Source organism: Brucella cytisi (genome assembly GCF_038433355.1).
In the GTDB taxonomy this organism is placed as follows: domain Bacteria; phylum Pseudomonadota; class Alphaproteobacteria; order Rhizobiales; family Rhizobiaceae; genus Brucella; species Brucella cytisi.
Window position 1 is genome coordinate 19,776 of the sequence record NZ_JBCAUP010000014.1, and the last position, 16,433, is coordinate 36,208.

Below are 16,433 nucleotides of genomic sequence, written 5' to 3' on the forward strand. Positions count from 1 at the left end.
GCATTATCCTACGCAAATCGCATCGCACCTTTGCCGGAAATGCTCTAGCACGCAGCAGGAGACTTGATCGTTGAACTGGCTGACGGACTACAAGATCCCTGTCGGACCGACCGCCAAATCCGTGGTGGACTGGCTGACGGACAATATGGGCGGCTTTTTCGATACCCTCGCCGCCGTCATGCAGAGCCTCATTGACGGGCTGCTTTTTCTTCTCAAGCTCCCGCACCCTCTGCTTCTCATCGCAATCTTCGCTGTCATCGCGTGGCTGATCCAGCGTCGTATCTCGGTGGTCGTGCTGACCGTGATCGGCTTCCTGTTCATCATCAATCAGGGTTACTGGGATCGAACGCTCGAAACCCTGACCCTCGTTTTGTCAGCTTGCTTTCTCTGCATGGCCATCGGCGTGCCGCTCGGCATCGCCGCAGCCCATCGCCCCGCGCTTTACGCCGCAATGCGTCCTGTGCTCGATCTGATGCAGACCCTGCCGACATTCGTCTACCTGATCCCGGCCATTGTCTTCTTCGGCATCGGTATGGTGCCGGGCCTGCTTGCAACGGCAATCTTCGTTCTGCCTGCGCCGGTGCGATTGACCCACCTCGGCATATCGTCCACGCCCTCATCGCTGATCGAAGCGGGTGAAGCGTTCGGTGCGTCGCGTTCTCAGCTCTTGTGGAAGATTGAGCTGCCTTATGCCATGCCGCAAATTCTTGCCGGTCTGACTCAGACAATCATGCTGTCGCTTTCGATGGTGGTCATTGCAGCCCTTGTCGGCGCCGACGGCCTTGGCGTACCGGTTGTCCGGGCCTTGAATTCGGTCAATACCGCACTCGGTTTCGAGGCTGGACTTGTTATCGTCGTGGTCGCCATCGTGCTCGACCGTATCTTCCGCGCCGGACGCGAGAAATAGCATGATCCCGAAAAGTGGAAACCGGTTTTCGGAACAGATCATGCTCCAACAAAGATCAGGAGCACGCGGATGACCATCATCGCACTCGAAGACGTCTGCATCATTTTCGGCAGCAATGTCGATGACGCACTTGCTCTTGCGGATCGCGGCGCCACCCGTTCCCAGATTCAGGCTGAAACCAATCTCGTGCTGGGCGTGCACAACTGCACACTCAACATTGAGGAAGGTGAAATCCTCGTTCTGATGGGGCTGTCAGGCTCGGGCAAATCCACCCTTCTTCGCGCAATCAACCGGCTCAATCCGATTTCGCGCGGGCGCGTTCTCGTACGGGAAGGCGAGCGCGCCATAGATGTCGGCAAGGCCGACCGCGGAACCCTGCGCCATCTGCGCACCGAACTCGTCTCCATGGTGTTCCAGCAGTTCGGCCTGCTGCCCTGGCGTACGGTTGAAGAAAACGTCGCTTTCGGCCTGGAAATTTCCGGTATGGGCAAGGAAGACCGCCTTGCCAAAGCGCGCGACCAGCTTGAACTTGTCGGTCTGCAGGACTGGGCCAAGCGCAAGGTTGGAGAACTCTCCGGCGGCATGCAGCAACGCGTCGGGCTTGCCCGCGCTTTTGCAACCGGCGCACCGATTCTGCTGATGGATGAGCCATTCTCGGCCCTCGATCCGCTGATCCGCACGCGTCTGCAAGACGAGTTGCTGGCCTTCCAGTCACGATTGAAAAAGACCATCGTTTTCGTCAGCCACGATCTCGATGAAGCCATGAAGATCGGCAATCGCATCGCCATCATGGAAGGCGGGCGTATCGTTCAGTGCGGCACGCCGCAGGAGATTCTCCTGCAGCCTGCCGACGACTATGTCGCTGACTTCGTTGCCCATATGAACCCGCTCGGCGTGCTTCGGGCAGGCGACATCATGGTGCCCTTCGATCGCCAAGCAGCGCCACGTCCTTTTGCGGCCACTGCCCGGCGCGAAACGCTGGTGCGCGAGTTGATGAATGCGGTGGCAGACAGCAGCGGCGATGTTGGCATCATCGAAAACGGCGCCATCGTCGGCAAGATTGCAGCAGATGACATCGTGCGCGCCCTCGCCTGGCATCAGCAACGCGGAACGTCCAGCTAGAGCGGAATGCGCTTATATTCGTTCGCGCTTTTGCTGGAGATGCTCAAAACAAAAAACCGCACATTTTCATGTGCGGTTTTTTCATTTCAGACTGCATATAGATGTAGATCAGCTATGCGCTGCCTGTCTGGCAGCAGCGCGTGCTTCCACGCGAGCCTTGATGGCATCGACATCCGCACGCGGCGTCGCAGCAAAAAGCTTCTTCGTATAGTCATGCTGCGGATTGTTGAAAACGTCGTCACGCGAGCCGTATTCAACCACCTCACCGAAATACATCACCATCACCTCATCGGCGATGTAGCGTACGACCGAAAGGTCATGGCTGATGAAAACATAGGTGAGACCAAATTCTTCCTGCAGATCAGACAGCAGGTTCAGAACCTGCGCCTGCACGGACAGATCGAGCGCGGAAACCGGCTCGTCGAGAATGAGCAGCTTCGGGTTGAGCATCAGCGCCCGCGCAATGGCAATACGCTGGCGCTGGCCACCGGAGAACATATGCGGATAGCGGTTGAAGTGTTCGCGACCGAGGCCGACCTTCAACAACATTTGCATAGCCTTCGCGCGACGCTCCTCGGCTGACATGTTCGTATTCAGCAGCAGAGGCTCAGCCAGAACGTCACCGATCTTCTGGCGCGGATTGAGCGAGCCATACGGGTTCTGGAAAACGATCTGCACCTTCTGGCGCATTTCGGGCGTCAGGCCATCGCGAGCGATATCCACATCCTTGCCGCCGATCTTCAGTTCGCCGGATGTCTGCGGGTCGATCATGGTGAGAATGCGGGCCAGCGTGGACTTGCCGCAACCCGATTCACCAACGATCGCCAGCGTCTTGCCTTTTTCGACCTTGAAGCTCACGCCCTTGACGGCATGAACCACTTTTGCCTTGCCGAACAGACCACCGCCAACATGATAATCGCGCTTGATGTCGCGCGCCTCGAGAACAATCTCGCTCATCGCGCTTCTCCCGCACCATTATTTTCAAAGACGAAATCGGAAACCGTCGGAAGACGATCACCGGTCGCATTTTCTGGCAGGGCCGAGAGCAGCGCACGGGTGTAAGGGTGCTTGGGCGCAGAGAACAGCGACAGCACGTCGGCATCCTCCATCTTGTGGCCCTTGTACTGCACGATCACACGGTCCGCCGTTTCAGCCACGACACCCATATCGTGGGTAATCATGATGAGACCCATGCCGTGTTCCACCTGAAGCCGCATCAGAAGATCGAGAATCTGCTTCTGAATCGTAACGTCGAGAGCCGTTGTCGGTTCGTCGGCGATAAGGAGCTTCGGGTTGCAGGCAATCGCGATAGCGATCATGACGCGCTGGCACTGGCCACCCGACATCTGATGCGGGAAGCTTTTCAGGCGTTCCGCTGCATCGCGAATGCCGACGAGTTCCAGAAGCTCGATAGCACGCGCACGGCTCGCCGAGCCGTTCATGCCCATATGCTGCTTCAGCACTTCCTCAAGCTGATACCCGACCGTGAAGCAGGGGTTGAGGCTGGCGACAGGTTCCTGGAAAATCATCGAAATATCACGACCGATGATCTTGCGGCGCTCCTTGTCGGACATTGCCTGCAAGTCCTTGCCATCGAAGGTCATGGTGTCTGCGGTAACAGTTGCCGTCTTGGGCAGAAGCCCCATGACGGCAAGCATGCCGACCGACTTGCCCGAACCGGACTCGCCGACAATCGCAAGCACTTCGCCCTTGTCGACCCTTATGTCGATCCCGTCGACCGCCCGGAACGGGCCGGTCGAGGTGTCGAAAGAAACCGTGAGGTTCTTGATTTCAAGCAGAGCCATCGATCAGCTCCTCTTCAGTTTCGGGTCAAGCGCATCGCGCAGACCGTCGCCAATCAGGTTGATGGCGAGAACAGTAATCAGGATAGCAAGGCCGGGGAAAGTAACGATCCACCAGGCACTCAGGATGAACTCACGCGCTTCGGCAAGCATCGTGCCCCATTCTGGCGTTGGCGGTTGCGCGCCCATGCCAAGAAAGCCCAGAGCCGCAACGTCGAGGATGGCGTTGGAGAACGACATCGTTGCCTGCACCACAAGCGGAGCAAGGCAGTTCGGCAGAATCGTCTTGAACATCAGGCGCAGCTTGCTTGCACCGGCAAGCTTGGCCGCGGTCACATATTCGCGTTCCTTTTCCGCCATGACGGCAGCGCGGGTGAGACGCGAGAAGTGCGGCAGCAGAACCAGCGTGATCGCCAGAACGGCATTGATCAGACCCGGCCCGAGGATCGCCACCAGAACCAGAGCCAGCAGGAGCGACGGGAATGCCAGGATAACGTCCATGATGCGCATGAACACCGTATCGACGCCGCCACCGAAATAGCCGGTGATGAGGCCAATGGTGATGCCGAGGCACATCGAAATAATGACGATGACAAAGCCCACGAGCAGCGAATACTGCGCGCCATAGATCAGGCGGGACAGAATATCACGCCCGACAGCATCCGTTCCCAGAAGGAACTGGGTCGAACCGCCATCTTCCCAGAAGGGTGGAACTTTCACGAATTGACGGAACTGTTCCGTAGGATCGTGCGGCGCAATCAATGGAGCGAAGATCGCCACCAGAATAATCGCGAGGAATACGAAAAGACCGATCACAGCGCCACGGTTGACGCTGAAATAAAACCAGAAGTCCTTCAGCGCACGCATCTTGCCAATGTCGTTCGCGGCTTCCGGCTGAATAGCTGAGTGTGTCATGATACCCTCACTTGTGCCGGATACGCGGATTGATAAGGCCGTACAGCAGATCCACGACCAGATTCACCAGCATGATGATGAATGCAATCAGCAGCAGTCCGCTTTGCACGACCGGATAATCGCGACGGAAAATGGAATCGAGCATCCATTTACCGATACCGGGCCATGAGAAGATCGTTTCGGTCAGGATCGCACCAGCCATCAGAACGCCGACCTGCAGGCCGATGGTCGTGATAACAGGGATCATCGCGTTGCGAAGTGCGTGCAGTCCGACAACGCGACGAACCGGCAGGCCCTTGGCGCGAGCGGTGCGCACATAGTCCTCGCCTAAAACTTCCAGCATGGCAGAGCGGGTCTGACGCGCGATAACGGCGAGCGGAATGGTCGCAAGCACGATGGTCGGCAGGATGAGATGCGAGACCGCCGAGGCGAAAGCGCCCTTCTGATCCGACAGCAGACTGTCGATCAGCATGAAACCGGTCACAGGCGGGAAGAAATAGAGCAGCGATATACGACCGGAAACCGGTGTCCACTGCAGCACGCCCGAGAAGAAAATGATGAGCAGCAGCGCCCACCAGAAAATCGGCATCGAATAACCGACCAGCGAAATGCCCATCAGGCCCTGATCGAACCACGAGCCGCGCTTGACAGCAGCGATGACGCCGGCAGGAATGCCAAGGAGAATAGCCACGATGATCGCGCAGATGGACAACTCAACAGTTGCAGGAAACAGCGCGAAAAATTCGACGAGAACAGGCTTCTTGGTCACCAGAGACTGACCGAAATCGCCGTGCAGCAGGTTCCAGACATAGTCCAGATATTGCTGCCAGATCGGGCGATCGAACCCAAGTTGCGCCATCAGCTCGGCATGGCGCTCAGGGCTTACGCCGCGTTCGCCGGCCATCAGTAGCACAGGATCGCCGGGAAGAACCCGGACGAAGGCGAAGGCTACGATTGTAATGCCTATGAAGGTCGGAACCAGATAGACGAGTTTGTTGAATATGAAACGGAACATACAAAAACTCCGACCGGGTGCAGGGGATCACCCTACACCCGGCCGCTTGTGTTGTCAGATTTTACTCGGAAATATCAACGTCTTCGAAGCGATAATCGCCGAGCGGGCTCTGTTTGAAGCCCGTAACCTTGGCCGACATCGGCACGAAGACCGTCGAGTGAGCGATTGTATTCCAAGGAGCCTGCTCCTTGAAGATTACCTGCGCTTCTTCGTAAAGCTTCGTGCGCTCTTCCTGGCTGGTCGAAACCTTGGCCTTCTGGATCAGGTCTTCGAACGGCTTGTAGCACCACTGGGCGCGGTTGTTATTGCCAACACCGGCGCAGCCGAGAAGCGTGCCCAGGAAGTTGTCCGGATCGCCGTTGTCACCGGTCCAGCCGAGGATGACGGAGCCGTCGCGGTCCTTGTCGGACGACTTCTTGAGATATTCACCCCATTCCATCGAAACGATTTCAGCGCTGACGCCAACTTTGGCCAGATCGGACTGCATGAGTTCAGCAGTACGACGTGCGTTCGGCATATACGGGCGGCTGACAGGCATGGCCCACAGCTTCATCTTCAGATCCTTGACGCCAGCGGCTTCGAGAGCCTTCTTGGCAGCTTCCGGATCGTACTTGTCGTCCTCGACCTTGTCGTTGTAGCCCCACATTGTCGGCGGGATCGGGTTCTTGGCAACCTGACCCTGACCCTGGAACACGGCATCGACGATGGCCTGCTTGTTGATAGCCTGGTTCAGCGCCTTGCGCACTTCCGGCTTGTCATAAGGTGCCTTCAGCGTGTTGTACGCGAAGTAAGCCACATTGAGGCCAGCCTGTTCGTCAACCTTGAGGTTGGAATCGGCCTGCAGGCCCTTGATGTCTGCCGGAGCAGGATAGGACATCAGGTGGCATTCGCCAGCCTTGAGCTTCTGCGCGCGAACAGCAGGATCGGTCGTGATTGCGAAGACGAGATCGTCGATCTTCGGCTTGCCACCCCAATAGTTTTCGTTGGCCTTGAAGCGGACGACGGCGTCCTTCTGGTAGGCAACGAACTGGAAAGGACCAGTGCCGACCGGAACCTGATTGAGATCGTCCTTCTTGCCGTCGGCGGCAAGCTTGTCCGTGTATTCCTTCGAAATGATCGAAGCGAAAGGCATCGAGATATTTGCGAGGAACGGTGCTTCTGGACGGTTCAGCACAAACTTGACGGTATAATCGTCAACCTTGGTGATTTCCTTGATCAGCGCACCCATTTCCATGCTGTCGAAATATTCGTAGGTGATGCCAGCGGTGTACTGGTGCCAAGGATTGTCCTTGTTGCGCATGCGATCAAACGAGAAAATCACGTCGTCGGCGTTGAAATCACGGGTCGGCGTGAAATAGTCGTTCGAATGGAACTTAACGCCCTTGCGCAGATGGAAAGTGTATTCCAGACCATCGGCGGAAACATCCCAGCTTTCTGCGAGACCCGACACAACTTTCGTCGTTCCGTTTTCGAATTCGGCAAGGCGGTTGTAGACCGGATGCGCCGAGGCATCGAACGTATCGCCGCCGGTATAGGCAGCCGGATCGAAGCCTTCAGGCGAAGCCGGCGAGCAATATACAAAGGTCTTTGCCGATGCAGCACCGCTCATCAGAGCCACCAGCGCGGTTGCTGCCAGGAGTTTTTGGTAGAATTTCATTATTGTCCGCCTCCACGGAAAAGCATGCCGCGCGCACCCCATTGCCCGCAGCTTGCGCTTATCGAAACGCGTGGACTGTCACTTTGCAAGCGCAATCTGTAGAACCAGTTCACATTCTCAACGGGTTTTGGCCCCAATGGTTAGATTTTTATTCCATCAATCGACACAATTTCGAAATATTGCGCTAAAGCACCTTGATTTATAATATTATTCGCACGCATTTTGCATGGGATAATGCAACTTATGCATCACCGACTCAGGCGCGACATCAATGCGGCCGATCAATCGGAAATTGCTTGCAGTTTTGAACGTCCGGCATAAGGACTCCACCGAATTCGCTGGCTCTATCGAATAAGGCACAGTATTAAGTGGACAATATGAGTCATATTTGAGTCTGACAGCCATGCCTGAAACCAATCCAATTCGCCCGACCACGCCTGAAGCCATTCAGCTTGCCAAAACCCTGTTGCGGACATCGCGCTACGGTGCCATCGCCGTTTTCGACGCTGCGACCGGCAGGCCACTGGCAAGTCGTGTCTCCGTAGCGACGGATATGGACGGAACGCCTCTCATTCTGGTTTCCGGATTGGCGGCACACACACCGGGGCTGCTGGCAAACCCGGCCTGCTCGCTTCTGCTCGGCGAGGTTGGCAAGGGAGACCCCCTCGCCCATGCGCGCGTCACGCTTCATTGTCAGGCCCGGAAAGTTGAGAGAACAGCGGCTGACTACCCCCGCATTCGGCGACGCTATCTCAATCACAATCCGAAGGGTTCGCTTTATGTGGATCTCGGAGACTTTGTCTTTTTCCGGCTTGAACTGGAAAGCGCCAGCTTGAATGGTGGCTTTGGCAAGGCATTCAACCTGACACAGGACGACTTGCTCTGCGCAGCGTCGATCAGCGCGGACTTTGCCGAAAGCGAGCAAAATGCGCTCGACAGCATGAACGAGTATCACGCACCAAAAATTGCGCAAATTGCTCAACAGCTTTTAAAAGCAGGAACCGTCAAAGATCAGCAGAAGGTGATAGGATTGGATCCGGATGGCATCGACATCGCCAATGGCGACCTTGTTCTGCGTTACGTTTTTCCTTCGAATCCACCTTCCGTAAGGGAAGCCGTTACAGCACTGACCAAACAGTAAATAAAGCCCCCTGAAACAAAACCGCATTTTTTTTGGGACGAAATTGCACGTCTTTATACTGGATTGAATATAAGCAAGGGCTTTTCAAATTCTGCATATGGCATTATTTTCAATATGCATGCTTATGAAAATTCGCATGTATATTTTTAACTTTGTCGAGTCTTACGGGGGTATGACGGCAAATGAGCAACGAGAATACTTTCTTTGATTTAATTGAAAATGTAGATCAGGCTGCCGACTTCCTGTCGGCACTTGCTAACAATAAGCGATTACTAATTTTATGTAAGTTGCTTCATAATGAAATGTCGGTAGGTGCGCTTGCCAAGGCGATTGACCTTAGCCAATCCGCCTTGTCTCAGCACCTGGCAAAATTGCGAGCCCTTGACCTCGTTTCTACCCGTCGCGACGCGCAGACCATCTATTATATGGTCTCTTCGCCGCATATCGAGTTGATGTTGTCGACACTTTCAAGTCTGTATATGAGTCCAACACCGCGCAGACATAATCTGGCGGCAGTCGCTCACGCATAATCACATGAGGTCACAGCCGTGCGATGAACCAAGACACTCATTCGCACGGCTGCGTCCAGCAGGTCGACGATCCGAACGACATCCGCTTGTCCCCTTATCGCGATATTCGCGAAAAGGATCTTGTAGGACGCCAGCAGCGGTTTATCGCTGAAGGTAAAGTGGTTCTGAACGTCCTGTTCTCATCTTCGGCAGGTTTTGAGACAGAATCACTGCTCGTTCTGGAGAACCGGCTTGCGGGCCTCGGCGAACAACTCAGCCAATTGCCCTCAGAGGTTCCTGTCTATTCCGTTCCACAAACTGTTATGGATGCGGTCGCGGGATTTCATGTCCATCGCGGCATTCTTGCAGTAGGCCGTCGCAAGACGCCGCCAAGCCTTCAGGCAATGCTGGATACCCTGCCCGCAAAATCACTCGTCGTCGTTTTGTGCGGCATTTCCAATCACGACAATGTCGGTTCGATCTTCCGCAATGCCGCCGCTTTCGAAGCCGACTGCGTCCTGATGGACGATACGTGCTGCGACCCGCTTTACCGCAAGGCTATTCGGGTATCGGTCGGCGCCACGCTGAAAGTTCCCTATTTCCACGGTGGAAGCATTGATGAGATCATCGCTGCGCTGGGCGATGCCGACTTCAACCTGCTTGCGCTAAGCCCGTCATCGTCGCTCAGTGTCTACGATGCGACCAAGCACGGCCGACAGGCGCTCCTGCTCGGCACGGAAGGCGAAGGATTACCGCCACGCCTGCTTGAGAAGCTGCAAACAGCGCGAATTCCCATGTCCACTGCGTTCGACAGCCTGAATGTTGCAACCGCATCCGGCATCGCCTTGTCGCGCTTCAGCAAGTTTCAGTAGATTTCTCGTTTGCCTGACGATGGCAATACCGCTGCTATCAACCGGCCGTCGATAGCTGCCAATCCTGCGGCGATCATTGCCATGCCGATCAAATGCTTGGCTTGCAAAGTCTCGCCAAGAAAGAGCACTCCGAGCAGGATTGCACTAACGGGAATGAGAAACGTCACCAGCATGAGATTGACCGCGCCCGCCGTCGAAAGAATACGGAAAAAGAGAACATAAGCGAGTGCTGTTGAAAGAAGCGCGATACCAGCCAGCGCTCCCCAGACTGCCGCGCTCGGAGCGGCCAGCGTCCAGGGATGATCGACCAACAAAGCCACCGGGATGAGCATGACGGTCGTGGCCGTCACCTGGCCGGTAGCGGTTATCAACGGCGCGACCCCCATCGCTTTGAAGCGGCGACCGAAAATTCCCGCCAGCGAATAAGAAAAAGCAGCACACAGAATCGCAAGCTGCGGCCACAGATTGCCTCCAAGCCCGCCGATGGCATCGGGTCCGATCATGATTGCTACACCGCAAAAGCCGATCAAAACGCCAGCAATCTTGTTCCGGGTGATCTTTTCATCCGCCGTCAGAAAATGCGCGACAATAACGCCGAAGAGCGGTGTCGTGGCATTGAGGATGGAAGCCAGCCCGCTGGCAATCTGGGTCTGCCCCCAGACGATGAGACAGAAAGGCAGCAGATTATTGAGAAAGCCCATTCCGAAAAACGCCAGCCATACACGGCGGTCTTTCGGCAGCGACAGGCCCATCATGCGAATCAATACGACCAAAGCGAGCGCAGCCAGCCCCACCCGAAGCGTGACGATACTGAAAGGCGGCAATTCTCGAACAGCAATGCCGTTGAAGAAGAATGAACCGCCCCAGAGAACGGAAAGAACAAGAAGCATCGTCCATTCCTTCCACCCCATCATTTTCTGCGCCGTCATCTTCAAGACCTCTGAAGCCAAAGCTTGGAGCGCATCCCGAAAAGCGTGGAACGGTTTTCGGGATGCGCATCAAAACAAAAAGTTGGAGCGCCGATCTGATTCGGCCGGATCAAAACGCGCTCAAAATACCGCTCACTATGAGCTTAGGCGCAGCCAGTGCAATTGACTTCCCGTTTGTCGCTTTCAAACTCTGGAGCATGTATCTCGAAAGTGGAAACCGATTTCGGAATAAAGACATGCATAACAACGAATGCTCTAACTGAGATTGCATCTTGCTGACACACATAAAAAAAGCGGATGCTCTCGCACCCGCTTTTCATTCATCGATCACAAAAAGCTTCAAGCTGCCGAGGCACTTGCCGTGTTGGCGACAAGGCGGCGCAACATCTCTTCTGCCTGCGGCTCGCGTTCCGAACGGCCAATAAAGCCGCCGCCAAAGACGCGCGCAGTGTTGCTTTCATCGGAATAAAGCACGCAGGCCTGTCCCGGAGCGATACCGCTTTCACCATCGACCAGCTCAACCCAGGTCTGGCCATCGGCATGGCGCAGCACGGCAGGGCGTGGCGGTCGGGTCGAGCGAACCTTCGCGAATACTTCCATTCCGCCTTCAGGCAAATCGCTGATCGGCGCATCGCCCAGCCAGTTGATGTCGCGCAGGAAGACTTTGTGCGTTTCCAGCGCTTCACGCGGACCGACGATAACCCGCGCATTGGCGGCATCGAGATGCACGACATAAAGCGGTTCACCCGTGGCAACGCCAATGCCACGGCGCTGGCCAACGGTGTAGTGCACAATGCCATCGTGACGGCCGAGCGTACGGCCATCGATATGGACAATATCGCCGGGATTGGCCGCTTCCGGCTTCAGTTTGGAGATAATGTCGGAATATTTGCCCTGCGGCACGAAGCAAATGTCCTGGCTGTCCTGTTTCTTGGCGACAGTCAGGCCCATTTCCTCTGCAATTTCACGCACCTGTGCCTTCGGCAGATGACCGAGCGGGAAGCGCAGATAATCGATCTGCTCCTGCGTGGTTGCAAACAGGAAATAGCTCTGGTCGCGATCCGTATCGACCGGACGATAAAGCGCACGGTGCGCACCATTGGCGCGGCTGCGAATGTAATGTCCTGTCGCCAGCGCGTCGGCGCCAAGATCGCGTGCGGTCTGGAGAAGATCGGCGAACTTGACCGTCTGGTTACAGGAGACGCATGGAATCGGTGTTTCGCCGCTGACATAGGAATTCGCAAATGGATCGATCACAGCTTCGCGGAAACGCGCTTCGTAATCGAGCACATAATGCGGAATGCCGAGACTTTCCGAAACGCGGCGGGCATCTTCAATGTCCTGTCCCGCACAGCAGGAACCAGCGCGATGAACGGCTGCGCCATGATCATAAAGCTGCAGCGTCACGCCAACGACATCGTAACCTTCACGTTTGAGAATCCCGGCCACAACAGATGAATCGACGCCGCCCGACATGGCGACGACAACGCGCGTGTCTTCCGGCTTTCCCGGCAGATCGAGGCTGTTCAGGCTCATGATTGATTCCAGCTTCCGGGCATACGCCCTGCTTCTCAAAATTTAGATTTCTGCGCCCTATATAGGCTAAAGTGCGGCAATTTGCCAAGGGTCCGGGAACAATCATTGTCCAGATTGCGACAGGCAAGGCACACTTCCCCGTGAGGTTTTCCAGACATATGTCGCAAAAACGCCGGCAATAGGGCGAAAACGAAAATTTTTCCAAGTCTTACCAGAGAGTTACCAGCTGCTTAGGTAATTTTTAAAGCTGTCGCGTTAGTCTCACACTCGATTAGGTCCTTGAGTGTTGTGTAGAGAGTACAATGACCGATCTGGTAAGACCGCGTATAAAATATGTTATCGGTCCTGATGGCAGCCCGCTGACCATCGCGGACCTTCCCCCCGCCAATACAAGGCGCTGGGTCATCCGCCGCAAGGCCGAAGTTGTCGCTGCTGTTCGCGGCGGACTTCTGAGCCTTGAGGAGGCATGCCAGCGTTATACATTGACGGTGGAGGAGTTCCTTGGCTGGCAATCCTCGATCGACGAGCATGGTCTCGCCGGTCTCAGGACCACCAGAATACAACAATATCGTCACTAAGACCTGTCTCGCCAAAACCGGGACAGGTTTTGGAAGGACGGGGATCATGGCCTCGGTGGAACAATATCTTCCGCGCTTGTCATGGATCGACAAATCGAAAACCGGCCCACGTGGCCGGTTTTTATTTGCACATTCCCTTCCTATGTTGTGAACTTGATGCGTTGATCAGGACACGTATTTGTTCAGGAGGATGGCATGAGCGGGACTATCGAGATTCGCAAGGAAGACAGCTCCGACGGCGGACGCTATGCGGCTGTTCTTGACGGCAGCGAAGCCGAAATGACCTATACGAAGCTTGGTCCCTCATTGATTTCCATCGACCACACTTTCGTGCCGGATACGATGCGTGGCAAAGGCGTCGCGCAGGCGCTTGCCAAGAATGCCGTTCTGGACGCGCGGCGCAGCGGATGGAAAATCATCCCGCGCTGCAGCTTCATGCACGCGCAGGCGATGCGTCATCCCGACTGGTCGGATGTTTTCGGTAAGGAATAATTGCGAACTAAAGCATGTCTCCCAAAAGTGGGAACCGCCTTCGCGGGGGGAAATCAGTCCACTGGACTGATTTCTGATTTCGCACCAATGGGATAAAGATGCATGTAAAAACAAATAGATAGAGCATTTCCAACGATTCGATTTAAACTGGAATTGCTCTATTGCAGGTCGCGAATGCGGCGCGCCAGACTTTTGGAGCCGGACTTCTTGTCTTTTCCTGCGTCGGATTTTTCTGCCGCTTCAAGAATTGAATGGATCGGAGATTCCGGTCCTTCTTTTTCAGCGGTCGCAGCCACCATACGGGCGGCGAGCACGGCCATTTCTTCACGAAGCGCTGCATTCTCGCGTTCGATTTCGGCCAACTCGGGGCTGTCACTCGCGCCAGCATTCTTACGGCTATAGCGCTCGATTTTTTCCTGCGCGTCGGAAAGCTCGGATATGAGCTTTTCAAGCTTCTGCTGCAGTTCACCATTGCGCCGCTTTTCGCTTTTCAGCTCCGTTTGTGCAGAGGTCAACTGGGTCGAAACTTCGTTGTAACGTGCTGCGGCTTCCTTGCGATCTCGACGCATTTCAGTCATCTCGTTTGTCAGACGGCTGTACTCCGTCTCGCTTCCACTTATTTCGATACGCAAGGTATCCGCCAGTCCTTCGAGCGCGCCGTAGTGGCTTTGCATCCGTTCCAGTTCCGCCTGGAGGATTTCTGCCTTTTCCAGCGCCGTGTCACGCGCCGTCTCGGCTTCTTTCGTCACCCGCTCGTGCTCTTCCAGTTGCTTCTCGATCTCGGCCTGGCTTTCTTCGAGCAGCGGAATGCGTTTCAGCTCTTCATATTGCCGGGCGAGCGTCACCTTCTGTTCCGCGTTCTTGTGGCGTTCGAGCTTCAGCAATTGTTCCTGACGGCTGACCGCAACGGCGTGTTCGGCGCGCAACCCGTCGCGGTCGGCACGTATCTCGGCCAGCGTTATCGGCAGTTCCGCCTGAACCTGCCGGCGCGCCAGAAAAAAGGCGCGGCGCCAGACCGAAGGGCCGAGCAGAACCACGACGAAAACTGTCACAAGAACGCCGAATATGAAAAAGAGAGCGGACTGGATCACGATTTCAAATAGGCCCGAACGGTTTCAGACAAGTATTTCCTATTCATAGTGCGCAATCGACCGTCTTTCCAGCCAGCTAAAACAATCTCCGGCTGAAAAGACACCTATGCGCAACTAATCCTTAAAACGGATTCCACGTCGGCGCAGCGGACAGCTTCAGATAACCGATATTCACACCCAGCCTCGCGCCCACACCGGTGCGGATCGGCACCAGCATGATGTTCTCGCGTTTCAGGACATTGAAGCCGACACCCGCAATGACATAGGCAGAGCCTGCAACACCGGCATAACGACCGTAAAGGTTCTGGATGTCGTCGAGATTGTAGACGAGCATCATCACACGAGAACCCTGCCCGCCGAAATCCCAGCCAAGCGAAGGGCCTTGCCAGTAGGTCTTATGGTCGCCTGCGTTCTTGGTATAGAGCGTGCCTTCGCCGTAGGTCAGGCCACCGATGAAAGCGCCGGAGCCTTCTTCACCAAGAATATAGCCGTTGGGCAGACCAAAACTCTGGAACGCTTTTTCGACCGCGCTTGCGATGCCACCCGAAGTCGACCCGAAGAACCTGTGACCAGATTCGACGATTTCCTCGGCAGTGTATGTGTTCTGTGCTCTGGCCTGATTTGGCAGAGCGATGAAAGAAACAAACAGCGCCGCAAAAAACGCAACGAAGCACGCCGCATTGCGGAATCTGATTTGCGACAGGGATTGTATGGCCATGTAAAATTCCTTTTGGCTCTCCGCTCCTCTGTCTGACGGCCCTGTTAAAAGCCAGACCACGTCTCTTACGGACATTTCGGTCGAATCGCGCCTATTTTAGACCCGAATTTATTGTCCAAACCTTTAAGCATCGAAATTGGCTTTACGAAGGCATACGATTTCCAGCTTTTCACACTGATGTGAGGGAATGCCCGAGCCCGAAAGAACCGAAAAGAGAGCTTTGTTGCGGCGGTCCGATGGCGCGTGTATCCAGTTAAATCGATATTCTGGGCGATTCGCCCACCTTCATGCAGCGCGCAAACTCTGGCTTTGCGAACTGTCTCGTCAACCGATAACGGTCTGCTCATCCAATACGCTGGGACGAGCGGGATCGATCCGCGTTCCGGAGAAAACGCCATGCCAATGCCCGTTACCCTTTCTGCGCTCGACCTCGGTGCGCTTCTGTGCAGCAGGATCTGTCATGACATCATTTCGCCGGTTGGCGCGATCAATAACGGCCTGGAACTGCTGGAAGAAGGCGGAGCCGACGAAGACGCCATGGCGCTCATCAAGTCGAGCGCCCGCAATGCCTCCGCCCGCCTTCAGTTTGCCCGCATCGCTTTTGGCGCTGCAGGCTCGGCTGGCGTGCAGATCGACACAGGCGACGCACAGAACGTCGCCACTGAATATTTCAAAAACGAAAAGCCGGAATTCACCTGGGAAGGGACGCGAGTCCTTCTGCCCAAGAACAAGGTCAAGCTGCTCCTGAACATGCTTCTGATCGGCAATGCAGCCATACCACGTGGCGGCTCACTGGCTGTGCGCCTCGAAGGCGGAGATACCGAACCGCGCTTCGTCATCACCGTGAAGGGTCGCATGCTGCGCGTTCCACCGAAGTTCCTTGAGCTTCATTCGGGTGCTGCCCCGGAAGAGCCGATCGACGCCCATTCCGTCCAGCCTTACTACACTCTGCTTCTGGCCGAAGAAGCCGGTATGAAAATTTCCATCCACGCCACTGCGGAAGACATCGTATTTTCTGCTGAATAAGCGCCCCTGAGCGCGGGTCGGCCCCGCGCTCACACTGGCAAACAGTCATAAAACCCTCTATCAGTCAGGCAACGCATTTCCAGTGAGATATGCGTCAGAAGATGTTCAGCGAAGGCGTGACAG

The 16,433-nt window shown here is 55.6% G+C and carries 17 protein-coding genes; 8 read left to right on the plus strand and 9 right to left on the minus strand.

From position 1 onward, the window contains the following. Positions 1–70: 70 nt before the first annotated feature. Positions 71–907 carry a choline ABC transporter permease subunit gene (choW, locus tag AAE521_RS14870; protein WP_012091632.1) on the plus strand — a complete coding sequence of 279 codons (837 nt, stop codon included), beginning with the start codon at positions 71–73 and terminating at the stop codon, positions 905–907. Between the two features lie 69 nt (positions 908–976). After that, a complete protein-coding gene (choV, locus tag AAE521_RS14875) occupies positions 977–2,029 on the plus strand; it encodes a choline ABC transporter ATP-binding protein (RefSeq protein ID WP_010659571.1) in 1,053 nt (350 codons plus the stop codon). Positions 2,030–2,137: 108 nt separating this feature from the next. Here the strand turns inward: choV and AAE521_RS14880 are convergent, their stop codons facing one another. The 5 genes from AAE521_RS14880 to AAE521_RS14900 form a co-directional block, all read right to left on the minus strand. Next, positions 2,138–2,986, minus strand: a complete 849-nt coding sequence (locus tag AAE521_RS14880) for a dipeptide ABC transporter ATP-binding protein (protein ID WP_010659570.1) — start codon at positions 2,984–2,986, stop codon at positions 2,138–2,140. After that, positions 2,983–3,834, minus strand: a complete 852-nt coding sequence (locus tag AAE521_RS14885) for an ABC transporter ATP-binding protein (protein WP_010659569.1) — start codon at positions 3,832–3,834, stop codon at positions 2,983–2,985. Before AAE521_RS14885 ends, AAE521_RS14880 begins: the two co-directional genes overlap by 4 nt. Before the next feature lie 3 nt (positions 3,835–3,837). Then, positions 3,838–4,746 (minus strand): ABC transporter permease subunit, encoded by a 909-nt coding sequence (locus AAE521_RS14890; RefSeq protein WP_010659568.1) that lies wholly within the window; start codon positions 4,744–4,746, stop codon positions 3,838–3,840. Between the two features lie 7 nt (positions 4,747–4,753). Continuing rightward, positions 4,754–5,761, minus strand: a complete 1,008-nt coding sequence (locus AAE521_RS14895) for an ABC transporter permease subunit (RefSeq protein ID WP_010659567.1) — start codon at positions 5,759–5,761, stop codon at positions 4,754–4,756. Positions 5,762–5,822: 61 nt separating this feature from the next. Beyond that, a complete protein-coding gene (locus AAE521_RS14900; RefSeq protein ID WP_342061727.1) occupies positions 5,823–7,418 on the minus strand; it encodes an ABC transporter substrate-binding protein in 1,596 nt (531 codons plus the stop codon). Positions 7,419–7,821: 403 nt separating this feature from the next. On the opposite strand from AAE521_RS14900, the gene AAE521_RS14905 reads away from it, so the two are divergent. The 3 genes from AAE521_RS14905 to AAE521_RS14915 all read left to right on the plus strand — a co-directional run bounded on the left by AAE521_RS14905 (position 7,822) and on the right by AAE521_RS14915 (position 9,940). After that, the gene (locus AAE521_RS14905; protein WP_374864808.1) at positions 7,822–8,559 is read left to right on the plus strand and encodes a HugZ family pyridoxamine 5'-phosphate oxidase; all 738 of its coding nucleotides are present in this window, start codon (positions 7,822–7,824) and stop codon (positions 8,557–8,559) included. A 182-nt stretch (positions 8,560–8,741) separates the two neighbouring features. Continuing rightward, positions 8,742–9,089 carry an ArsR/SmtB family transcription factor gene (locus AAE521_RS14910; RefSeq protein ID WP_010659564.1) on the plus strand — a complete coding sequence of 116 codons (348 nt, stop codon included), beginning with the start codon at positions 8,742–8,744 and terminating at the stop codon, positions 9,087–9,089. Between the two features lie 23 nt (positions 9,090–9,112). Beyond that, the gene (locus AAE521_RS14915) at positions 9,113–9,940 is read left to right on the plus strand and encodes a TrmH family RNA methyltransferase (protein WP_342061729.1); all 828 of its coding nucleotides are present in this window, start codon (positions 9,113–9,115) and stop codon (positions 9,938–9,940) included. Here AAE521_RS14915 and AAE521_RS14920 read toward each other — a convergent pair. Together AAE521_RS14920 and mnmA are read right to left on the minus strand one after the other, a co-directional pair. Continuing rightward, positions 9,934–10,869, minus strand: a complete 936-nt coding sequence (locus tag AAE521_RS14920) for a DMT family transporter (RefSeq protein ID WP_071633928.1) — start codon at positions 10,867–10,869, stop codon at positions 9,934–9,936. The two genes, AAE521_RS14915 and AAE521_RS14920, sit on opposite strands and share 7 nt — an antisense overlap. 339 nt (positions 10,870–11,208) lie before the next feature. After that, positions 11,209–12,405 carry a tRNA 2-thiouridine(34) synthase MnmA gene (mnmA, locus tag AAE521_RS14925; protein WP_012091625.1) on the minus strand — a complete coding sequence of 399 codons (1,197 nt, stop codon included), beginning with the start codon at positions 12,403–12,405 and terminating at the stop codon, positions 11,209–11,211. Positions 12,406–12,707: 302 nt separating this feature from the next. Here mnmA and sciP point away from each other — a divergent pair, with 302 nt between their 5' ends. Beyond that, the gene (gene sciP, locus AAE521_RS14930) at positions 12,708–12,983 is read left to right on the plus strand and encodes a CtrA inhibitor SciP (RefSeq protein ID WP_010659559.1); all 276 of its coding nucleotides are present in this window, start codon (positions 12,708–12,710) and stop codon (positions 12,981–12,983) included. Positions 12,984–13,178: 195 nt separating this feature from the next. Next, positions 13,179–13,475 (plus strand): GNAT family N-acetyltransferase, encoded by a 297-nt coding sequence (locus AAE521_RS14935; protein WP_010659558.1) that lies wholly within the window; start codon positions 13,179–13,181, stop codon positions 13,473–13,475. 158 nt (positions 13,476–13,633) lie between these two features. On the opposite strand, the gene AAE521_RS14940 is transcribed toward AAE521_RS14935, so the two are convergent. Continuing rightward, positions 13,634–14,542, minus strand: coding sequence for a coiled-coil domain-containing protein (locus tag AAE521_RS14940; protein ID WP_206044347.1), 909 nt, complete (start codon positions 14,540–14,542; stop codon positions 13,634–13,636). 145 nt (positions 14,543–14,687) lie between these two features. After that, a complete protein-coding gene (locus tag AAE521_RS14945; RefSeq protein ID WP_010659556.1) occupies positions 14,688–15,284 on the minus strand; it encodes a DUF1134 domain-containing protein in 597 nt (198 codons plus the stop codon). Positions 15,285–15,680: 396 nt separating this feature from the next. Between AAE521_RS14945 and chpT the strand changes: the two genes are divergently transcribed. Further along, positions 15,681–16,310 carry a histidine phosphotransferase ChpT gene (chpT, locus tag AAE521_RS14950; protein WP_006467394.1) on the plus strand — a complete coding sequence of 210 codons (630 nt, stop codon included), beginning with the start codon at positions 15,681–15,683 and terminating at the stop codon, positions 16,308–16,310. Positions 16,311–16,433: the final 123 nt, after the last annotated feature.

Coding starts and splice junctions, on each gene's coding strand:
- choV (WP_010659571.1), top strand. CDS start 977: ATGACCATCATCGCACTCGAAGACGTCTGCATCATTTTCGGCAGCAAT.
- AAE521_RS14880 (WP_010659570.1), bottom strand. CDS start 2,986: ATGAGCGAGATTGTTCTCGAGGCGCGCGACATCAAGCGCGATTATCAT.
- AAE521_RS14885 (WP_010659569.1), bottom strand. CDS start 3,834: ATGGCTCTGCTTGAAATCAAGAACCTCACGGTTTCTTTCGACACCTCG.
- AAE521_RS14890 (WP_010659568.1), bottom strand. CDS start 4,746: ATGACACACTCAGCTATTCAGCCGGAAGCCGCGAACGACATTGGCAAG.
- AAE521_RS14895 (WP_010659567.1), bottom strand. CDS start 5,761: ATGTTCCGTTTCATATTCAACAAACTCGTCTATCTGGTTCCGACCTTC.
- AAE521_RS14900 (WP_342061727.1), bottom strand. CDS start 7,418: ATGAAATTCTACCAAAAACTCCTGGCAGCAACCGCGCTGGTGGCTCTG.
- AAE521_RS14905 (WP_374864808.1), top strand. CDS start 7,822: ATGCCTGAAACCAATCCAATTCGCCCGACCACGCCTGAAGCCATTCAG.
- AAE521_RS14910 (WP_010659564.1), top strand. CDS start 8,742: ATGAGCAACGAGAATACTTTCTTTGATTTAATTGAAAATGTAGATCAG.
- AAE521_RS14915 (WP_342061729.1), top strand. CDS start 9,113: ATGAACCAAGACACTCATTCGCACGGCTGCGTCCAGCAGGTCGACGAT.
- AAE521_RS14920 (WP_071633928.1), bottom strand. CDS start 10,869: ATGACGGCGCAGAAAATGATGGGGTGGAAGGAATGGACGATGCTTCTT.
- mnmA (WP_012091625.1), bottom strand. CDS start 12,405: ATGAGCCTGAACAGCCTCGATCTGCCGGGAAAGCCGGAAGACACGCGC.
- sciP (WP_010659559.1), top strand. CDS start 12,708: ATGACCGATCTGGTAAGACCGCGTATAAAATATGTTATCGGTCCTGAT.
- AAE521_RS14935 (WP_010659558.1), top strand. CDS start 13,179: ATGAGCGGGACTATCGAGATTCGCAAGGAAGACAGCTCCGACGGCGGA.
- AAE521_RS14945 (WP_010659556.1), bottom strand. CDS start 15,284: ATGGCCATACAATCCCTGTCGCAAATCAGATTCCGCAATGCGGCGTGC.
- chpT (WP_006467394.1), top strand. CDS start 15,681: ATGCCAATGCCCGTTACCCTTTCTGCGCTCGACCTCGGTGCGCTTCTG.